This is a genomic window from Streptomyces sp. NPDC058231 (assembly GCF_042882275.1).
GTDB lineage: Bacteria > Actinomycetota > Actinomycetes > Streptomycetales > Streptomycetaceae > Streptomyces.
This window is the reverse complement of the sequence record NZ_JBHVWN010000017.1, coordinates 112,027-128,320: the sequence shown is the minus strand read 5'-3', so window position 1 is coordinate 128,320 and position 16,294 is coordinate 112,027. Positions and strand designations below refer to the sequence as shown.

The window sequence follows — 16,294 nt, the reverse complement described above, 5'->3', positions numbered from 1 at the left end:
TTGCCCTTGCCCTCGTTGCCCTTTCCGTTTCCGCTGTCGCCGCCGAGGGGGGCGGTGGCGAGGGCGGTCTGCTCGGCGAGCGGGGTGGCGGCGGGACCGGCGGCCGCGGCATAGGTGATGCCGGTGGTGGCGAGGACCGCGGCGCCCACTGCGGCGGCGGTCACGGCGACGGTACGCGTAGTCATGGCGCTTCTTCCTGTCTCAGAGACATGTCGGCCGGGCAGCCGATCTTGCGATGAACGTACTAACAGGCCACATGGCTGTCATTTCGGAAATGCCCGAGATGGGGGTCCAGGGGGCCGACCGGGTGTACGAACACCACGCACCGTCCGACACCTCATCACCTGATGTGCCGTCAAAAAGCAGATGGGCGGGCATATCTGGTGCCTGATTAGGCTTTCCGGGGGACTTCCTGACGCCCGGTCACCCTCTCGGCAGCATCCCGCCCGCACCGGCACGAAGACGCCGCACCCCGAACTCCGTGAACAACCGTCACCCATGCGTCCAGGAGGATCCGTCGAGAGGCCGCCAGGTCCCCGATCGACCGGCTGACCGGCACCGGAGCGAGTTGACGGACACTCATGCCCGCCAGGACTCCGGGGGCGTCAGTTGCTGTGGCCCGACGGGAGTTCCACTGCACCTCGGAGCTGCGACCGGCTCCCCTGGCAGGTCGACGAGCGCCGAGACGGACGTCACCGGACTCGTCGACCAGCGCCTCACCCTCTCGGAGTCCGCCGTACGGTAGGCATGGCGGTTCATCGGAAGAAGGGGCGGTTCCAGGCTCTGCGCGCCGGTGGACGAACGGTCGTCGGAGTCGATTACTCCGCGGACCAACTACGCCTCGCCCGGCAGCGCCGCGTCCCCGGCGAATGGCTCGCCCAGGCCGACGGCGCCGCACTGCCGTTCGGCGACGCGGTGTTCTCCACCGTCGCGACCCTCGGGTTGTCGACGGACGTGAACGACTTCGCCGCCGTGATACGCGATGCCGCCCGGGTGCTGCGCCCGGGCGGGACAGTGGTGCACTACGGGGCGCATCCGTGTTTCACGGGACCGCACACCGAAGACCGCGAGGACGGCGGCCGTATCGCGCACCCCACGTACCGCACCGGGGACTGGCACCGCCCCGCGCCCTGGTGGCGCGAGGGCGGGATTCGTCAGCGGCTCGGGATGCGGCATGTGCCGCTTGCCGAGCTCCTCAACGCGTTCATCGCTGCGGGCCTGGTCATCACGCGAGTCGTGGAGCCCCTTGACGATCCTGTGCCACGCGTCCTTGCACTCCGTGCCGAGAAACCGTAGCCGAGCACCACTGCCGACCAACTCCCGCCCGACCGTGTCCCGCCCGACCAAATCACCGGCACTCGGCACTGCTGAACGCCTACGCCGAAGGAAGCCGGCAGCAGGTGCCGAACTCTCCTCGTCAGCGTTCTGGACGGCGACCCGCTCGGTGGTCGGTTCAGGACGGCCGCTGGGCGCCGGAAGCTCTGCCCGTATCGACGCTCACCAGAACTGTGTCAGCCGCGGCTGCGGACCCAGGCGGACAGACAGACCTGCATAGAACAGACAGGCCGCATGAAGGGGTCGACGCGTGCCGCGATCCGCGGCGCCTCTGCGCCGGACAGACCGAACCCGAAGGCCGCGGTGTCCTGCTCGAATGCCGCCTGACGCGCCTCCCTGGAGTCATGAGAATCTTCCTCGGGCCTGACGGATCAGTACACCTGGGGGCGATGGGACCGCAGGACCGTGGTCAGTGGTCGTCGGCGTCGCCGCGGGCGGCGGAAGCAGTCCGCAACGGGGAAACCCCGGCCCGATTCCGACGGGCCGGGGTTTCCGTTATTCGGGGATGGGGCTGTTACCACTGGCCGTGGCGGTTTTCGATCACCCGGAAGCTGCCCACGACACCGTTGCGGACGAACACGCCACCGCGAACGGTGCGAGCGAAGACACTGTTGCTCGTGCTCCACGGGCCGATCGTCGCAACCGGGGAGCCGTTGTCGCAGGTGGCGCCACGGAAGACCTCAACGGACCGGCGGCTGTCGTTACGAACGTTGAACGTCCTGGAACCCAGGCCGCTCACCACCGTGATGCACCCGTCCGTGCGCGCGGAGTACGAGCGCTCGTTGATGTAGATGCGTCCCTCGTAGTAGTTGTGGCCGCCGCGGCCGCCGCCGTAGCCGCCACCGCCTTCGTTGCCCTTGCCCTCGTTGCCCTTGCCCGCGTTGCCGCTGTCGCCACCAAGAGGAGCCTGGGCGGCGACGGCCGGCTGGACGGCCGGGGCTGCCTGGGGGGTCCCGGAAGCCGAGGCGTAGGAGATACCCGTTACGGCCAGGGCCGCAGCGCCGACAACGGCTGCGGTCACGGCGACGGTACGTGTCGTCATGGCACTTCTTCCTGTCTCTGAGACGTCGGCCGGACAGCCGACATGTAATGAACGTACTAATGCCCCCATTGGCTGTCATGTCGGGCGTCATGAAGACGGGGAACCATAGGGCCGACCGGGTGTACGGACAGCCCGTGACGCACACCCGGAAGGCACCCAACGACTCGCCAACTACGGGCAAGACGAGGGGATTTGGCACCCCATTAGGCTTTCTGGGCGACTTGCTGACTCCCGCTCACCCTGTCGGCAGCATGCTGCCGATTCCGGGAACGGTGAATTCGCACTCATGCTCTGAACAAGCGTCACAGGAGCCCGCAGCTCTCGCAGTGCCGACCACACCCACTCAGACCGACCGGCAATGGGAGGGTGAGGGAAGGAGCGGGGTCCGGTGCGTGCAGCTGCAAGGCGGAGGGCCGAGTCATGGCGGAGCCATGGTGAGTGACGACAACGCCGCAGGTGTGCGTGCCGGACCCCGTGACGCCGCCCTCCCATTGCCGGCCGGTCTTACGCGTGCCGGGACGGCGACGGCGCACGGCGCACTCCTGCCGACTCAGAAGTCCCGCTCCACCACCGCGGGCACGCCGACGGTGTGAGCGACATGACGGCCCGCCAGAGGTGGCGTCCAAGAGGACTCCGGAACCATCCCCCGTCCGGCACGTACGCGATCCGCGTACCCACGCCCGGTCTCACGTACCCGCGCCGGGACGTCGGGGCCGAGCGGCGGCCGGAGGCGGCGGCGTCACGCCGGGTCGCGGTACCGATCCGGGCCGCTGCCGGTCGCGGCTCGAACCCCCGGAGCACTCCGCAGCCTGACCGGACCGGTCGCGGCATCCCCGGAGACGGCCGCCGAAGCTGTCGCCCAACCCCTCGCCAGGAAAGGAGACCTCGCAGCTCACGATGGCCGCGCGCTTCCCCTCGGAAGCCCCCTGCCCCCTCCCGAAAGAATTTTCTGCCGCCGATGTAGAGATCCGCTTTTCCGCTCCGTCCATGGGGTGAGTGCGCCACACTGGGTGCAACAGGCACAGGAGCTGACATGCCGAAATTCATCCTCATGGTCAACCACGACGGCGGAGTCGTCGAGGAGCCGATGGACCAGTGGGAGCCTGGTGACATCGCAGCACACTTCAACTACTACGAGGTGCTGACCAAGGAACTGACCGAGAGTGGGGAGATGGTCCAGTTCATGGCGCTCGCCGACCCGCGGCTGACGAAGATCGTACGGTCCGACGGCAGTGCGGCACCGCTGGTGACCGACGGCCCGTTCCCGGAGTCCAAGGAAGTCCTTGCCGGGTTCAACGTCTTCGACGTCGAGACCGAGGCGCGAGCCCTGGAGATCGCCGCGCGGATCTCCGCCGTGCCGGGCCCCGGCGGGGTACCGACGCAACAGCCGGTCGAGGTACGACAGGTCATGGACGAATCCCACGGCGACCTGTGACCGGACATCCCGCCGTCGAGGACCTGCTGCGCACACTGGCGCCGCAGGTCCTGGGCATACTCGTGCGACGGCTCGGTGACTTCGACATGTGCGAGGACGCTGTTCAGGAAGCTCTCATCGCCGCCGCGCGGCACTGGCCCGCCGAGGGTGTCCCGGCCAACCCCCGTGGTTGGCTCCTCCAGACCGCGACCCGCCGGTACACCGACCAGGTACGCAGCGAACAAGCGCGACAACGACGCGAGGAGCGCACGGCCCGGGAGCCGGCGGCCGGCAGTGCTCCCGCGGACGACGACACGCTCATGCTCCTCTTCATGTGCTGTCACCCCACCCTCACCGTCTCGTCGGCCATCGCCCTGACGTTGCGTGCGGTCGGCGGTCTGGCCACCTCCGAGATCGCAGGCGCGTACCTGGTGCCGGAGGCCACCATGGCGCAGCGCATCAGCCGGGCCAAACAACGCCTCAAAGCGTCGGATCACGCATTCGACGTCCCCCAACCCGGAACGGACAGCTGGGCACCTCGACTGCGTTCCGTCCTGCACGTCCTCTATCTGATGTTCAACGAGGGTTACACCACCACCCGCGGCTCAGCGCTCCACCGCGCCGATCTCTCCGGTGAAGCCATCCGGCTGGCCGGACAGTTGCACCACGCCGTCCCCCGTGAAGGCGAAGCAACCGCACTCCTGGCCTTGATGCTGCTCACCGAAGCCCGCCGGCCCGCACGCACCGGCCCGGACGGTGAGTTGATCCCGCTGACCGAGCAGGACCGTACGCGCTGGGACCGTCGCCTGATCGGTGAGGGTGCCGGCCTCCTCGCCTCGACGATCGGCAGCGGACCACCCGGCGAATACCGGCTGCAGGCCGCCATCGCAGCCGTTCACGACGACGCGGCACGGGCCGAGGACACCGACTGGCCGCAGATCCTGGGCCTGTACGGGCTGCTCGAACGCGTCGCGGGGAGCCCGGTGGTCACCCTGAACCGCGCAGTCGCAGTCGCGATGGTCAGCGGCCCGGCAGCTGCGCTGACACTGCTCGACGAGCTGGACGCCGACAACGGGCCACTCCACGACCACCACCGCGTGCACGCCGTTCGAGCGCACCTGCTGGAAATGGCGGGCGACACGGCATCCGCGCTCGTCCACTACCGTGCGGCCGCAGCCCGCACCACCAATACCCCGGAACAGCGCTTCCTGACGGCGAAAGCCGCCCGGCTGCACCGGCGGACACAGCTCGACACCACGCCGGCACCCTCACCGGCCGTGGCCACGATCCGCGACGCCGGTGGCCGACCCGCCGGCCCGGCCCCGTCTCACGACCGCTGAGAGGTCCCCCGCATCTCGTGGGCCGCCTCGATGGATGTGCACGGACTCCAGCAGGGTGGGACCGTACCGGCCGGGGCCGGGAAAACCCAGCGAGGGGCGTTCCCCGGGTTCGATAGGATGCGAGTGGTTTGCAGGCCGGTCCCCTCACCACGGGCGATGCCCCGAGGTGATCCGAGTGGCCGCGTCGCCTGCGACCTCCCGACTTGGGCCCGCCGTGGCACTGTCACCGGCGCCGTACGCACGAAATGGAGCATCCAAGGATGGCTCGACACCTGGTCACCAGCGCGCTTCCCTACATCAACGGGATCAAGCACCTGGGCAACATGGTCGGGTCGATGCTTCCGGCGGACGTGTACTCCCGGTACCTCCGCCAGCGTGGTCACGACGTCCTCTACATCTGCGCCACCGATGAGCACGGCACGCCGGCGGAGCTGGCCGCGAAGGAGGCCGGCCTGTCCGTCGCCGAGTTCTGTGCGCAGGCGCACGACGCGCAGAAGGCCGTGTACGACGGTTTCGAGCTGGCCTTCGACTACTTCGGCCGGAGCTCTTCGCAGCAGAACGCCGAGATCACTCAGCACTTCGCGCGGAAGCTGAACGAGAACGGGTTCATCGAGGAGCGGGCGATCCGCCAGGTGTACTCCCCCACCGACGGCCGTTTCCTGCCCGACCGGTACGTCGAGGGCACCTGCCCGCACTGTGGTTACGACAAGGCCCGCGGTGACCAGTGCGAGAACTGCACCCGGGTGCTCGACCCGACCGACCTGATCGCCCCTCGCTCGGCGATCAGCGGCTCGACGGATCTGGAGGTCCGCGAGACCAAGCACCTGTTCCTGCTGCAGTCCAAGCTCCAGCACGAGGTCGAGGAGTGGATCAGCTCCGTCAGCGCGCAGTGGCCGCATCTGTCCACGTCCATCGCCCGCAAGTGGCTGACCGAGGGACTTCATGACCGGGCCATCACCCGGGACCTGGACTGGGGCGTTCCGGTTCCGGCGGACACCTGGCCGGAACTGGCGGCCGAGGGCAAGGTCTTCTACGTCTGGTTCGACGCTCCGATCGAGTACATCGCCGCGACGAAGGAATGGGCGGACGCTGCCGCGGACGGCGAGATCCGGGACTGGAAGTCGTGGTGGTACGAGGCCGACGACACCGTCCGCTACACCGAGTTCATGGCCAAGGACAACGTCCCCTTCCACACGGTGATGTTCCCGGCGACCGAGCTCGGCGTACGCGAGCCGTGGAAGAAGGTCGACTTCGTCAAGGGCTTCAACTGGCTCACGTACTACGGGGGCAAGTTCTCCACCTCGCAGAAGCGCGGCGTCTTCACGGATGCCGCCCTGGAGGTCCTGCCCGCCGACTACTGGCGCTACTTCCTGATCGCCAACGCTCCCGAGTCCGACGACTCGTCGTTCACCTGGGAGCACTTCACAGCCACGGTCAACAAGGATCTTGCCGACACGCTCGGCAATTTCGTCAACCGCGTGCTGTCCTTCTCCCGCAAGCGGTTCGGCGACGACGTCCCGGCAGGCAATGCGGCCGGTGATGCCGAGGCGAAGCTCGGCGAGGAGATCGCACGGCTGCTCGCGGAGTACGAGGAGCAGATGGAGGCCCTCCAGTTCCGCAAGGCCGCGGCGGCGCTGCGCGCCCTGTGGTCCGCGGGAAACTCCTACCTGGAGGAGAAGGCCCCCTGGCTGGAGATCAAGACCGACCCGGACGGCGCCGCACTGACCCTGCGGACGGCGATGAACCTGATCCACCTGTACTCGGTCGTGTCCGAGCCGTTCATCCCCGCCTCGGCAACCGCCATGCGCGGTGCCTTCGCGCTGGAGGGGGACGACGCGACCTGGGTGACCACCGAGCAGGCCAGGTCTCTCGACGCCGTCCCGGCCGGCACGGCGTTCACCGTTCCGCCCGTCCTCTTCGCGAAGATCACGGAGGAGGACCTGGAGTCCTACCGTGGGCGATTCGGCGGCGGAACGTCCGCCTGACCTTCGCTCTCGCCCACGCGTACCGCCCCGTGCGCTCAGCGACGGTACCGGCAGCGAGAGCACCGGCGGTCCGGTCCGGCGGAAGGATCATCAGCCGCTTCCGGGCCTTCGTCCCAGGGGGCACCGGGACCGGTGCGCTCGCCCCGTCATGCACGCTCGCGTCGCGACACGAAGGGGCGCGGTACTTCCTGGTGGATCGCGCCCCTTCGCCCAGTGCACGTCAGGGGACGGGCACGGAGCACCCCGCGCCGAACAGCGACCATGGCGGGCGCCACGGTCCGCCATGTCCCTCTCGATCCGGCTCACATGTCATGGGGTCGTACGCCGAAGTCGTCAGCGGTACGAAGGTGTGCGGCAGGTGCGGTCGTGACGGGCGCGCGCCCCGTTTCCCATCGTCTGCCGGCCATGCGGCAGCCAAGACACCCCGGATGGCCGCGCCTCGCCGTGCGGTCCCGGACCCTCCAGTCCCACTGGCTCTGCGGACGAGGTCCCCCGGGCTTACCCCACCCGGCCAGGTGGAGGGCCCAGGTGGCGAGGGCCGCGAGGACCGTCACACCTGCGCCGAGCAGTGCGAGAGGGAGCGAGACTGTTACGACGGCCGCCCCCAGAACGGTCCAGCCGACCACGGAAAGGCAGGTCCCCACCCACCCGGCGACGGTATGTCCCAGATCGACGTCTTCGTGTGCGCTCATGACTCCTGGCTCCGTACGTGACGATGATGCGACGGACCAAACTTTTTTATCTCACGATCTAAACTACTTAGACGCTAAGGGACTTTTGCATGGCTGGCAAGGCACGCCCCGGCTCGACCGCGGAGCAGGCTCACGCCCAGATGGATCGACTCATCGCGCTGGGCATCGTCGCCCAGCACGACGTCGCCCAACGCCTGGGGCTCAACGTCACGGACCTCACCTGCCTCGGTTTCGTGCTCGAAGCCGGCGACACTCCCCTTACGGCAGGTGAACTGGCCGACCGCGCGAATCTGACCACGGGCGCCATCAGTGGCGTCATCACCCGTCTCGAGCGGGCGGGCTACGCTCGGCGGATCAGTGATCCGGGCGACCGCAGGCGCGTCCGCGTGGTACCCGACGAATCAGGGGTGGCTCGCGTCTTCGAGGTCTACGAGCCCAACCACCGGCGGCTCGCGGAACTGTTCGGCGGCTACTCGCCCGAGGAGATCGCCCTTCTGTCGGACTGGTTCAGCCGTGCCACCGCGATCATGAGCGCCTCGCTGGAGGAGGTCCGCGGAACGGGCGCCGCGTCGGCGGCCGGGTCGACGGACCTGGGCGAGCAGGCCTGACGTCGTTTCACCGCGCTCCCCTGCGGCGCCGGGGCCCGTATGTTCGGCGGCGTCGTGCCGGCGCACAGGGCCCATGACCGACGGCACACACCGGACCGCCGGCGCGGACGAAGCGCGTCCGGCTCCCCGGGCGGGGACGCCGTTCGGGACCGTACGCCGACCGGGCCCGCGCCGGTGTCCCGCTCCCCCGATGAACGGGAGCACGGGAGGCGCCCGGAATCGCCGTGGCGGCCCGGCGGGCGATCCGTACGGCGTCAGAAGTCGACGGCGTCGCGGATGAGCGGACAGGTCATGCAGTGGCCACCACCGCGCCCACGGCCGAGTTCGGCGCCGACGATGGTGATGACTTCGACCCCCGCCTTGCGCAGCAGGGTGTTGGTCTGGGTGTTGCGGTCGTACGTGAAGACGACGCCGGGTTCCAGGGCGACGGCGTTGTTCCCGCTGTCCCACTGCTGGCGTTCGGAAGCATAGACGTCGCCCCCCGTCTCGATGACGCGCAGGCCCGGCAGGCCGAGCGCCTTGGCGACGACATCGGTGAACGCTGCCGACCCTTCGTCGATGATGTCGACGCCGAGGGGCTTGTCGCCGGGGCGCAGGGAGAAGGTGTGGACCGCGTCCATGATCCTGGGGTAGAGCGTCACGATGTCGCGGTCGGCGAAGGTGAACACCGTGTCCAGGTGCATCGCCGCGCGCAGTTTCGGCATGCCGGCGACGATGACGTGGTCGGCGGCGCCGTTCCGGAACAGGGAGGCCGCGACCTGTGTGATGGCCTGCCGGGACGTACGCTCACTCATGCCCATCAGGACGACGCCGTTGCCGACCGGCATGATGTCGCCGCCCTCGAACGTCGCCTGGCCCCAGTCCTGCTCCGGGTCTCCCCACCACACGGTGGAGCGCTTGAAGTCCGGATGGAAGGTGTAGATCGCCTTCATCAGGAGGGTTTCGTCGTGCCGCGCCGGCCAGTAGAGCGGGTTCAACGTCACACCGCCGTAGAGCCAGCAGGTGGTGTCGCGGGTGTAGAGCGTGTTCGGCAGCGGCGGCATGAGGTATTCGCGGGCCCCCGTGGATTCGCGGGCCAGGGCGAGATATCCGGAGCGGAATTCGTCGGGAAGGTCCATGGTGGAGAGCCCGCCGATCAGGTATTCGGCGAGTTCCCGGGGATCGAGCGACTCCAGGAAGGCCCGGGTCCCGTCGATCAGCCCGATGCCCACCTCGTTCGCTGTGATCTTCCGGTCCAGAAGCCAGTCCCGGGCCTCGGGGAGAGCCACCGTCTCGGCGAGCAGTGCGTGCAGTTCGACGACTTCGACGCCGCCCCGGCGCAGCTTGTCGACGAAGTCGGCGTGGTCTCGCTGGGCGTTCTCCACCCACATGACGTCGTCGAACAACAGGTCGTCCGCGTTGGTCGGAGTGAGACGCCGGTGGGCCAGACCCGGCGCACACACCAGCACCTTGCGCAGCTTGCCGATTTCGGAGTGGACGCCGAGTACCGGCTCGGACGTGGTGTCAGACATGGTGTGCCTTTCCGGAGGAACGAAGGGAGGCCCGACGGGCCCGGACGGGTCAGAGTTCGATCCAGCCGGTTGCCAGGGCGAGCACGCCGACGAGGGCAACAGCGATCGAGACGGTGCAGATGACCGCTTCCATGGGCGAGAACAGGCGTCTGTTCTGCTCACGGCGGGCCTTGACGAACAGGAATGTGGCCGGGGCGTAGAGGATGAAGGAGACCAGGACGTACTTGAGGCCGGCCGCGTACAGCAGGAATGCGGTGTAGAGCGTGGCCAGCAGGGCGACTGCCAGTTCGCGCCGGTTGCTGCCGCCGACGGCGCCCTCCAGGTCAGGTTTCAGCGCGACTTTCACGGCGAAGGCCGCTGCCAGGAGGAACGGGATCAGGGTGAGCGCGCTGGTCAGGTCCAGGGCGAAGTTGAAGGCGTCGTCGGAGAACATCGTGATGACGAGCACGATCTGGCTCAGCGCGGTGGTCATCAGGAGGGCGGGCGCCGGGACATCGGCCCCGGTAGAGCGGCTGAGGAAGCGCGGCATGTCGTCGTCCTTGGCCGCGACGAACAACACCTCGGCCGCCATCAGCGTCCACGCGAGGTAAGCGCCGAGGACGGAGATGATCAGCCCGATACTGACGAAGACCTTGCCCCAGGTACCGACCGCCGCCTCGAGGACGCCGGCCATGGAGGGCTGGCGCAGCTCTGCGATCTCGCTCATCGGCAGGATTCCGTACGAGACGATGGTGACCGAGGCGAAGACGGCGAAGACGCTGAGGAAGCCGAGCACGGTGGCCCTGCCGACGTCCTCGCGCCGTTTGGCGTGGCGGGAGTACACGCTGGCACCTTCGACGCCGAGGAAGACGAATACGGTCGCCAGCATGGTGCCGCGGACCTGGTGGAACAGCGAGCCCGCGTAGTCGGCTCCGCCGAAGTTGGCCGCGAAGACGGACGGCTTGAAGCAGACGAGAGCCAGGACGACGAAGACCAGGATGGGGACGACCTTGGCGACGGTCACGATCTTGTTGATGGCCGTCGCCTCCTTGACGCCACGGCGGATGAGGAGGAAGAACGCCCACAGGCCGACGGATGACAGGACGACCGCGAGGACCGTGTCCCCGTCGCCCAGTGCCGGTGCGACGGCACCGACCGTCGACATGATCAGCACCCAGTAGGTGACGTTGCCGACGCACGCGCTGGCCCAGTATCCGAAGGCCGAGAAGAAACCGAGGTATTCGCCGAAGCCGGCCTTGGCATAGGCGTAGACGCCTGCGTCGAGGTCGGGTCTGCGGACCGCGAGGGTCTGGAACACGAACGCCAGCATCAGCATGCCGACACCGGCGATCGCCCATGAGATCAGCGCGCCGGCGACACCGGTCTCCTCGGCGAACCGTCGGGGCAGGGAGAACACCCCGGCGCCCACCATCGAGCCGACGACCATCGCGGTCAGGGTCAGCAGAGTCAGCTTGACCGCGGGTCGTCCTTCTGGGGCGGTGGCCGGGGCGGCCCCGGTATCGGCGTTGGTCATCGGTTCCCTCATCGACACGCCCTGGCGGGCTGCAGGTTGACTGTCAGTGGGCCCCCGGCCCGGCGGGTTCGATCTTTTCGATCTTGAAGCCGGTGATGCCGTGGAGGACGCTCAGGGCGGGGCTTGCGTAGTTGAAGACGGCGTACGGCAGGTAGCTGGGTGTCGGCACGCCGAGTACGGCGCCCATGAAGGCGCCGCACGAGTTCCACGGGACGAGTGCGGATGTCACGATGCCGCTGTCGGCGATGAGCCGGGACGGATTGGCGGGGGGCGAGATTGCGCCTGGCGAATTCGACGTGGAATACGCGTGAGGGCAGCACGAGGGCGATGTACTGGTCACCGGCGACGATGTTCGGGCCGAACGCGCAGGCGAACGCGGTGAAGAACAGTCGACCGGTGCTTTCGGCGGAGCGGATCAGCGGGTCCACGAGGACGGCGATCAGGCCGAAATCCTCCAACAGGGCCCCGAAGGTCACCGCCTTCGGCCCGTCCAGCGCCTCCAGCCCGAACAGCGCGAGCGACCCGGCCACCAGGACGGCCGGCACCACCATGGGAACGATTGCGTCCGCCGGCGAAGGCACGCGAACGGGACGTTCGGGCGCCGATTGCTTGTCGTACGCCACATCAGCTCCGGTTCGCCCAGGGGCCGTGCCGACGGTGACACCCCATATCCATTGGGACGGGAATCTAGCGCTATTCGCGCCTTTTGTCGCGTTATGTACGAATAACGCTTCCGGAGAACCGGCGGCAGCGCCCCTCAAGGAGCCGTCGCGCGCCCGTACACATCCGGCCGAGGCCGGGCGACGACCAGGTGCCGATCCGACACGCCGGCCGGCTCACCCCTGGGGGCGCCGCGGCGGACCGCGAGCGCTTTCCTGCGCAAAAGCCGACAAAACGCAAGAGCAGTGGTCAATATTTACTCTTTTGCGAACTTGTTACCTGTATGGGTGGTGCGTCCTTGAATGCGGCCGTAGCGTCGATACCGGAACAATCGCCGAGAAGAGCCTTGCGGCACCGTTCGGCACCTGCCCCGGTTTCACAGAGGCACCACCCCGGGACGCGGCGCGAAACGCACACGCAAGGCGGGACGGGCTCGGAGAGCGACGGCTGGGGAGCGGACATGCTGAGACGCAAGCTGAAGACAGTGGTTCTGATCTGCGCCGCGACATCGCTCGCAGCGACAGTCGTACCGGCATCCGCTTCCACGCGGGCCAAGTCTGCCGCCGATGTCACGGTGGTCGACTGCTTCTCCCAGCCTCAGGTGCGCCCGGGCACGTTCTTGATCGCCTGCGGGGACGGCAACAGCATCCTCGTCAAAATGCGGTGGTCGGAATGGAAGCAGAACGTCGCCAGCGGCAGCGGGTTGAACGTGGTGAACGACTGCCTGCCGTACTGCGCCGCGGGCAAGTTCCACTCGTACCCCGTGACGGTCAGGCTCGACCGCCCGAAGGCATGGCAGAAGGATCCTGCCCAGAAGCACTACACGGAGCTTCGCGTCGTCTATACCGGCGCCCGGCCGTCGCACATGCCCAGAGAGATGACCTACCGGCTCTGGAACTGACGTCGTCGCATTCCCGAGTCGATCTTCCGCACGGGAGGCCGCCAGGACGGCCGAGTGGTTGCGGCAGGCGGGTGCGCGAGCCGTGTTCAGCAGCCCTTCAAGGCGCGCCCGCGAAACGGCACAGTTCATCGCCACCGGAACCGGTCTGCGTGTCCGGGAGGACTCCCGCTTGCGTGAGCGGATGAACTGGGACGGGTCGCAACGCTTCGCCGACTTCCTGACGGAGTGGACCAGGTCGGTGAAGGACCGGGATTTCGTGTGATCCGGCTTCCCTCTCGTCCGCGGCCGGCTGCGGGCACGGGGCCCGCCGCGGCGAATACAGGCCCGCACAACGAGAGGCCGCACCCCTGCCGGGCCGTCCTCCCGCACCGCGGTTGTGAGCGCGTCCGCTGCGACGGCACGGACCGCGATCCGGTGGGGTCGGCCCGCCGGCAGGTGGCGCGGTGCAGCCAGGCCATGATGGGTGCTGCCGCATTGATCACGATCTCAGGAGTGCCCATGGCGAGTCGGGTCCACCAGCCGTTGGAGAACGAGGAATTCGATTTCGTTCTCGCGAGGGCCGACACGCCGGTGCTCGCATACTTCTGCGGGACCTGGGCGAAGGTTGCGGAGACGTGCAAGGAGATGGACTTCCTCGTACGCGAGATGGCCGGCGCGTACGGGGAGCGGCTGACCGCCGTCAAGACCGACATGGTCCGGTGCCCGGAACCGACTCGGCGCTACCGGGTGACCAGCGCGCCCACATTCCTTTTGATCAAGAGCGGCGAGGTGACAGCGACCTGGACGGGCCCCCTGAACCGGGCCGAGTTCACCGAATTCCTGGACACGAACCTGTGAATGCTCCGAAGCACGACCGCGTCCGCACGCGGGGATGTACCCCGGCGCGGACGCGTCGGCCACCACGCCCGCAGCCGGCTCTCGTCGTCGAGGCGTGGACGGCGGGCTCCGCATCCATTCGCCGTCCGCATCACCTTCCTCTGTCCAGGAGATCTCCGTGTCCGAGCCAGTCGTCGCCGTGTTCTCCCGCACCACCGGCTACCGCCACGACTCCATCGGCGCAGGGACCGCGTGCCTGAGCGAACTCGGTGCCGTCCTCGGCCTCACGGTCTTCGCCACGGAGGACCCCCGGGAGCTGGTCGAGCTGCTGCCGCGGTGCACGGTCGTGGTCTTCCTGTCCACCAGCGGCGAGGTGCTCTCCCCCGCCGCGCGCGCCGCCCTTCGCCGTCACGTCTCCGGTGGCGGGGGCTTCGTCGGCATCCACGCGGCGACATGCACCGAGTACGAGTGGCCCTACTACGGTCAGCTGGTCGGCGCCCGCTTCACCCGGCATCCCGAGTTTCAGCCAGGCACCGTTCTCGTCGAGGACCGCGACCATCCGGCAACCGGACATCTGCCCGAGCGATGGCAGTGCACCGACGAGTGGTACGAGTTCGACACCACGCCCCGGCCCCGGGTCCGGGTGCTGGCCTCGGCCGACGAGTCGACTTACGACGACGGCCGGATGGGCGTCGACCACCCTCTGATCTGGTGCCACGAGAACCTCGGCGGGCGTGTGTTCTACACCGCCCTCGGCCACGATGCCCGTGCCTTCGGCGACCCGGTGTTCCGCGCCCATCTGGAAGGTGGCCTGCGCTACGCGGCCCGTGTCGACGGGTGACTCCTGACGGTGCATCGGTGTCCCGGCCGTCTGAGGTGGAGACGCGTTCCAGCCCTACGTCGGGGTCCTGCCCCCTCGGTGCCGGGCGGCCGCCCTGCTCACGTGGTGGAACGCACCGCACGGAATGATCACGCGGCGGGACGATGGAACACCGATCGAGAGGAAGAGCCATCCGATGAAGATCACGGAAGCCGACGTCGTCGTCACCAACCCCGGACGCAACTTCGTCACGCTGCGCCTCACCACCGAGGACGGTCTGACCGGACTCGGTGACGCCACACTCAACGGCCGCGAACTGGCCGTCGTCGCGTACCTGAGCGAGCATGTCGTGCCCCTGCTCATCGGCCGGGACGCCGGGCGGATCGAGGACACCTGGCAGTACCTGTACCGCGGGGCGTACTGGCGGCGCGGTCCGGTGACGATGGCCGCCATCGCCGCGGTGGACACGGCTCTGTGGGACATCAAGGCGAAGGCGGCCGGAATGCCGCTGTACCAGCTGCTCGGCGGCGCCTCACGCACCGGGGCGCTCGCCTACGGGCACGCCAGCGGGCGTGACATCCCCGAACTGCTGGACTCGATACGTGCGCACCTGGAGCAGGGATTCCGGGCAATCAGGGTGCAGACGGGCATCCCGGGACTGGGCACGGTGTACGGAGTCGCCTCCTCGGCCGGGGACGACGGGCGTTACGACTACGAGCCGGCCCGGCGCACCGCCCTGCCGACCGTGGAGACCTGGGACACGCGGGCGTATCTTCGGCATGTCCCGACAGTCTTCGAGGCGGTACGTGCCGAATTCGGGCCCGAGCTGCCCCTGCTCCACGACGGGCACCACCGCATGACTCCCATCCAGGCGGCGAAGCTGGGCAAGTCCCTGGAGCCGTACGACCTGTTCTGGCTGGAGGACGCGACACCGGGTGAGGACCAGACCGCGCTCCGGCTGATCCGTCAGCACACCACCACTCCGCTGGCCATCGGCGAGGTGTTCAACTCGGTCCACGACTACACCGTCCTGCTGCAGGAACGGCTGATCGACTACGTGCGCTCGGCCGTCACGCACGCCGGTGGCATCACCGCCCTGCGCAAGGTGCTGGACCTGGCGGGCGTGTACGGCATCAAGTCCGGCATGCACGGACCCACCGACATCTCGCCCGTGGGCATGGCTGCGGCCCTCCACCTGGACCTGGCCATCCACAACTTCGGTATCCAGGAGTACATGCCCCACTCCCTTGCGACCCTGGAGGTCTTCCGTACCTCCTACGGGTTCAAGGACGGACTGCTGCATCCCTCCGACTCCCCCGGGCTGGGCGTCGAACTCGATCTCGACGCCGCCGCGCGGTTCCCGTACGAAGCGGCGTACCTGCCCGTCAGCCGGCTCACCGACGGAACCGTGCACGACTGGTGACCGAGGCGGCGGGGCGGCGGCACGGTGCGCAGGCCCCGCCCTTCGCCGCGACGGGGACCGGCCCGCGCACGCACGGAACACTCGGTGCCGCACACGACCGGGCAGCCACATGGAGGTCCCGCGGCGGACGGCGCGCCGACGCGGACAGGGAGGGCCGGCACCTCCCAGGTGGCCCCCCGGTCGACGGCCCGACGAGGGCAGGACATAGCGTGTGCCATGGGGGTGGTTAGTCAT

At 68.5% G+C, this 16,294-nt stretch carries 13 protein-coding genes and 3 pseudogenes; 10 read left to right on the top strand and 6 right to left on the bottom strand.

Annotated elements, in window-relative coordinates; translation table 11 throughout:
* A pseudogene (locus tag ACFVXE_RS15300) lies at positions 1–185 on the bottom strand (hypothetical protein); the annotation flags it as partial.
* Between the two features lie 562 nt (positions 186–747).
* Here ACFVXE_RS15300 and ACFVXE_RS15295 point away from each other — a divergent pair.
* Positions 748–1,296 carry a class I SAM-dependent methyltransferase gene (locus ACFVXE_RS15295; RefSeq protein WP_389671605.1) on the top strand — a complete coding sequence of 183 codons (549 nt, stop codon included), beginning with the start codon at positions 748–750 and terminating at the stop codon, positions 1,294–1,296.
* A 553-nt stretch (positions 1,297–1,849) separates the two neighbouring features.
* Here the strand turns inward: ACFVXE_RS15295 and ACFVXE_RS15290 are convergent.
* Positions 1,850–2,377: a hypothetical protein gene (locus ACFVXE_RS15290; RefSeq protein WP_389671604.1), complete on the bottom strand. Its 528-nt coding sequence runs from the start codon at positions 2,375–2,377 to the stop codon at positions 1,850–1,852.
* 1,033 nt (positions 2,378–3,410) lie between these two features.
* Here ACFVXE_RS15290 and ACFVXE_RS15285 point away from each other — a divergent pair.
* The 3 genes from ACFVXE_RS15285 (at position 3,411) to metG (ending at position 7,116) form a co-directional block, all read left to right on the top strand.
* Positions 3,411–3,812 (top strand): YciI family protein, encoded by a 402-nt coding sequence (locus ACFVXE_RS15285; RefSeq protein ID WP_389671603.1) that lies wholly within the window; start codon positions 3,411–3,413, stop codon positions 3,810–3,812.
* Positions 3,809–5,131 (top strand): RNA polymerase sigma factor, encoded by a 1,323-nt coding sequence (locus ACFVXE_RS15280; RefSeq protein WP_389671602.1) that lies wholly within the window; start codon positions 3,809–3,811, stop codon positions 5,129–5,131. The genes ACFVXE_RS15285 and ACFVXE_RS15280 overlap by 4 nt, the downstream gene beginning before the upstream one ends.
* Before the next feature lie 260 nt (positions 5,132–5,391).
* Positions 5,392–7,116, top strand: a complete 1,725-nt coding sequence (gene metG / locus ACFVXE_RS15275) for a methionine--tRNA ligase (protein ID WP_389671601.1) — start codon at positions 5,392–5,394, stop codon at positions 7,114–7,116.
* 302 nt (positions 7,117–7,418) lie between these two features.
* Here the strand turns inward: metG and ACFVXE_RS15270 are convergent, their stop codons facing one another.
* Positions 7,419–7,808, bottom strand: a complete 390-nt coding sequence (locus ACFVXE_RS15270) for an HGxxPAAW family protein (RefSeq protein WP_389671600.1) — start codon at positions 7,806–7,808, stop codon at positions 7,419–7,421.
* 89 nt (positions 7,809–7,897) lie between these two features.
* Between ACFVXE_RS15270 and ACFVXE_RS15265 the strand changes: the two genes are divergently transcribed.
* Entirely contained in the window at positions 7,898–8,416 is a 519-nt protein-coding gene (locus ACFVXE_RS15265) for a MarR family transcriptional regulator (protein ID WP_389671599.1), read from the top strand.
* Between the two features lie 254 nt (positions 8,417–8,670).
* Here the strand turns inward: ACFVXE_RS15265 and ACFVXE_RS15260 are convergent, their stop codons facing one another.
* From ACFVXE_RS15260 to ACFVXE_RS15250, 3 genes and pseudogenes are all read right to left on the bottom strand, one after another.
* Positions 8,671–9,927 carry an arginine deiminase gene (locus ACFVXE_RS15260; RefSeq protein WP_389671598.1) on the bottom strand — a complete coding sequence of 419 codons (1,257 nt, stop codon included), beginning with the start codon at positions 9,925–9,927 and terminating at the stop codon, positions 8,671–8,673.
* 49 nt (positions 9,928–9,976) lie between these two features.
* Positions 9,977–11,440: a basic amino acid/polyamine antiporter gene (locus tag ACFVXE_RS15255; protein WP_389671597.1), complete on the bottom strand. Its 1,464-nt coding sequence runs from the start codon at positions 11,438–11,440 to the stop codon at positions 9,977–9,979.
* Positions 11,441–11,483: 43 nt separating this feature from the next.
* Positions 11,484–11,991, bottom strand: a pseudogene (locus ACFVXE_RS15250) (Na+/H+ antiporter NhaC family protein).
* A 569-nt stretch (positions 11,992–12,560) separates the two neighbouring features.
* Between ACFVXE_RS15250 and ACFVXE_RS15245 the strand changes: the two are divergent.
* The 5 genes and pseudogenes from ACFVXE_RS15245 (at position 12,561) to manD (ending at position 16,060) form a co-directional block, all read left to right on the top strand.
* On the top strand, positions 12,561–13,001 hold the full coding sequence (locus ACFVXE_RS15245; protein ID WP_389671596.1) for a hypothetical protein: 441 nt from the start codon (positions 12,561–12,563) through the stop codon (positions 12,999–13,001).
* A 40-nt stretch (positions 13,002–13,041) separates the two neighbouring features.
* A pseudogene (locus tag ACFVXE_RS15240) lies at positions 13,042–13,263 on the top strand (histidine phosphatase family protein); the annotation flags it as partial.
* 236 nt (positions 13,264–13,499) lie between these two features.
* Positions 13,500–13,838 carry a thioredoxin family protein gene (locus ACFVXE_RS15235; RefSeq protein ID WP_389671595.1) on the top strand — a complete coding sequence of 113 codons (339 nt, stop codon included), beginning with the start codon at positions 13,500–13,502 and terminating at the stop codon, positions 13,836–13,838.
* Positions 13,839–13,995: 157 nt separating this feature from the next.
* The gene (locus tag ACFVXE_RS15230; RefSeq protein ID WP_389671594.1) at positions 13,996–14,658 is read left to right on the top strand and encodes a ThuA domain-containing protein; all 663 of its coding nucleotides are present in this window, start codon (positions 13,996–13,998) and stop codon (positions 14,656–14,658) included.
* A 175-nt stretch (positions 14,659–14,833) separates the two neighbouring features.
* Positions 14,834–16,060, top strand: coding sequence for a D-mannonate dehydratase ManD (gene manD / locus ACFVXE_RS15225; protein WP_389671593.1), 1,227 nt, complete (start codon positions 14,834–14,836; stop codon positions 16,058–16,060).
* The last annotated feature ends 234 nt before the right edge of the window (positions 16,061–16,294 follow it).

Coding starts and splice junctions, on each gene's coding strand:
- ACFVXE_RS15295 (WP_389671605.1), top strand. CDS start 748: ATGGCGGTTCATCGGAAGAAGGGGCGGTTCCAGGCTCTGCGCGCCGGT.
- ACFVXE_RS15290 (WP_389671604.1), bottom strand. CDS start 2,377: ATGACGACACGTACCGTCGCCGTGACCGCAGCCGTTGTCGGCGCTGCG.
- ACFVXE_RS15285 (WP_389671603.1), top strand. CDS start 3,411: ATGCCGAAATTCATCCTCATGGTCAACCACGACGGCGGAGTCGTCGAG.
- metG (WP_389671601.1), top strand. CDS start 5,392: ATGGCTCGACACCTGGTCACCAGCGCGCTTCCCTACATCAACGGGATC.
- ACFVXE_RS15270 (WP_389671600.1), bottom strand. CDS start 7,808: ATGAGCGCACACGAAGACGTCGATCTGGGACATACCGTCGCCGGGTGG.
- ACFVXE_RS15265 (WP_389671599.1), top strand. CDS start 7,898: ATGGCTGGCAAGGCACGCCCCGGCTCGACCGCGGAGCAGGCTCACGCC.
- ACFVXE_RS15260 (WP_389671598.1), bottom strand. CDS start 9,927: ATGTCTGACACCACGTCCGAGCCGGTACTCGGCGTCCACTCCGAAATC.
- ACFVXE_RS15255 (WP_389671597.1), bottom strand. CDS start 11,440: ATGACCAACGCCGATACCGGGGCCGCCCCGGCCACCGCCCCAGAAGGA.
- ACFVXE_RS15245 (WP_389671596.1), top strand. CDS start 12,561: ATGCTGAGACGCAAGCTGAAGACAGTGGTTCTGATCTGCGCCGCGACA.
- ACFVXE_RS15235 (WP_389671595.1), top strand. CDS start 13,500: ATGGCGAGTCGGGTCCACCAGCCGTTGGAGAACGAGGAATTCGATTTC.
- manD (WP_389671593.1), top strand. CDS start 14,834: ATGAAGATCACGGAAGCCGACGTCGTCGTCACCAACCCCGGACGCAAC.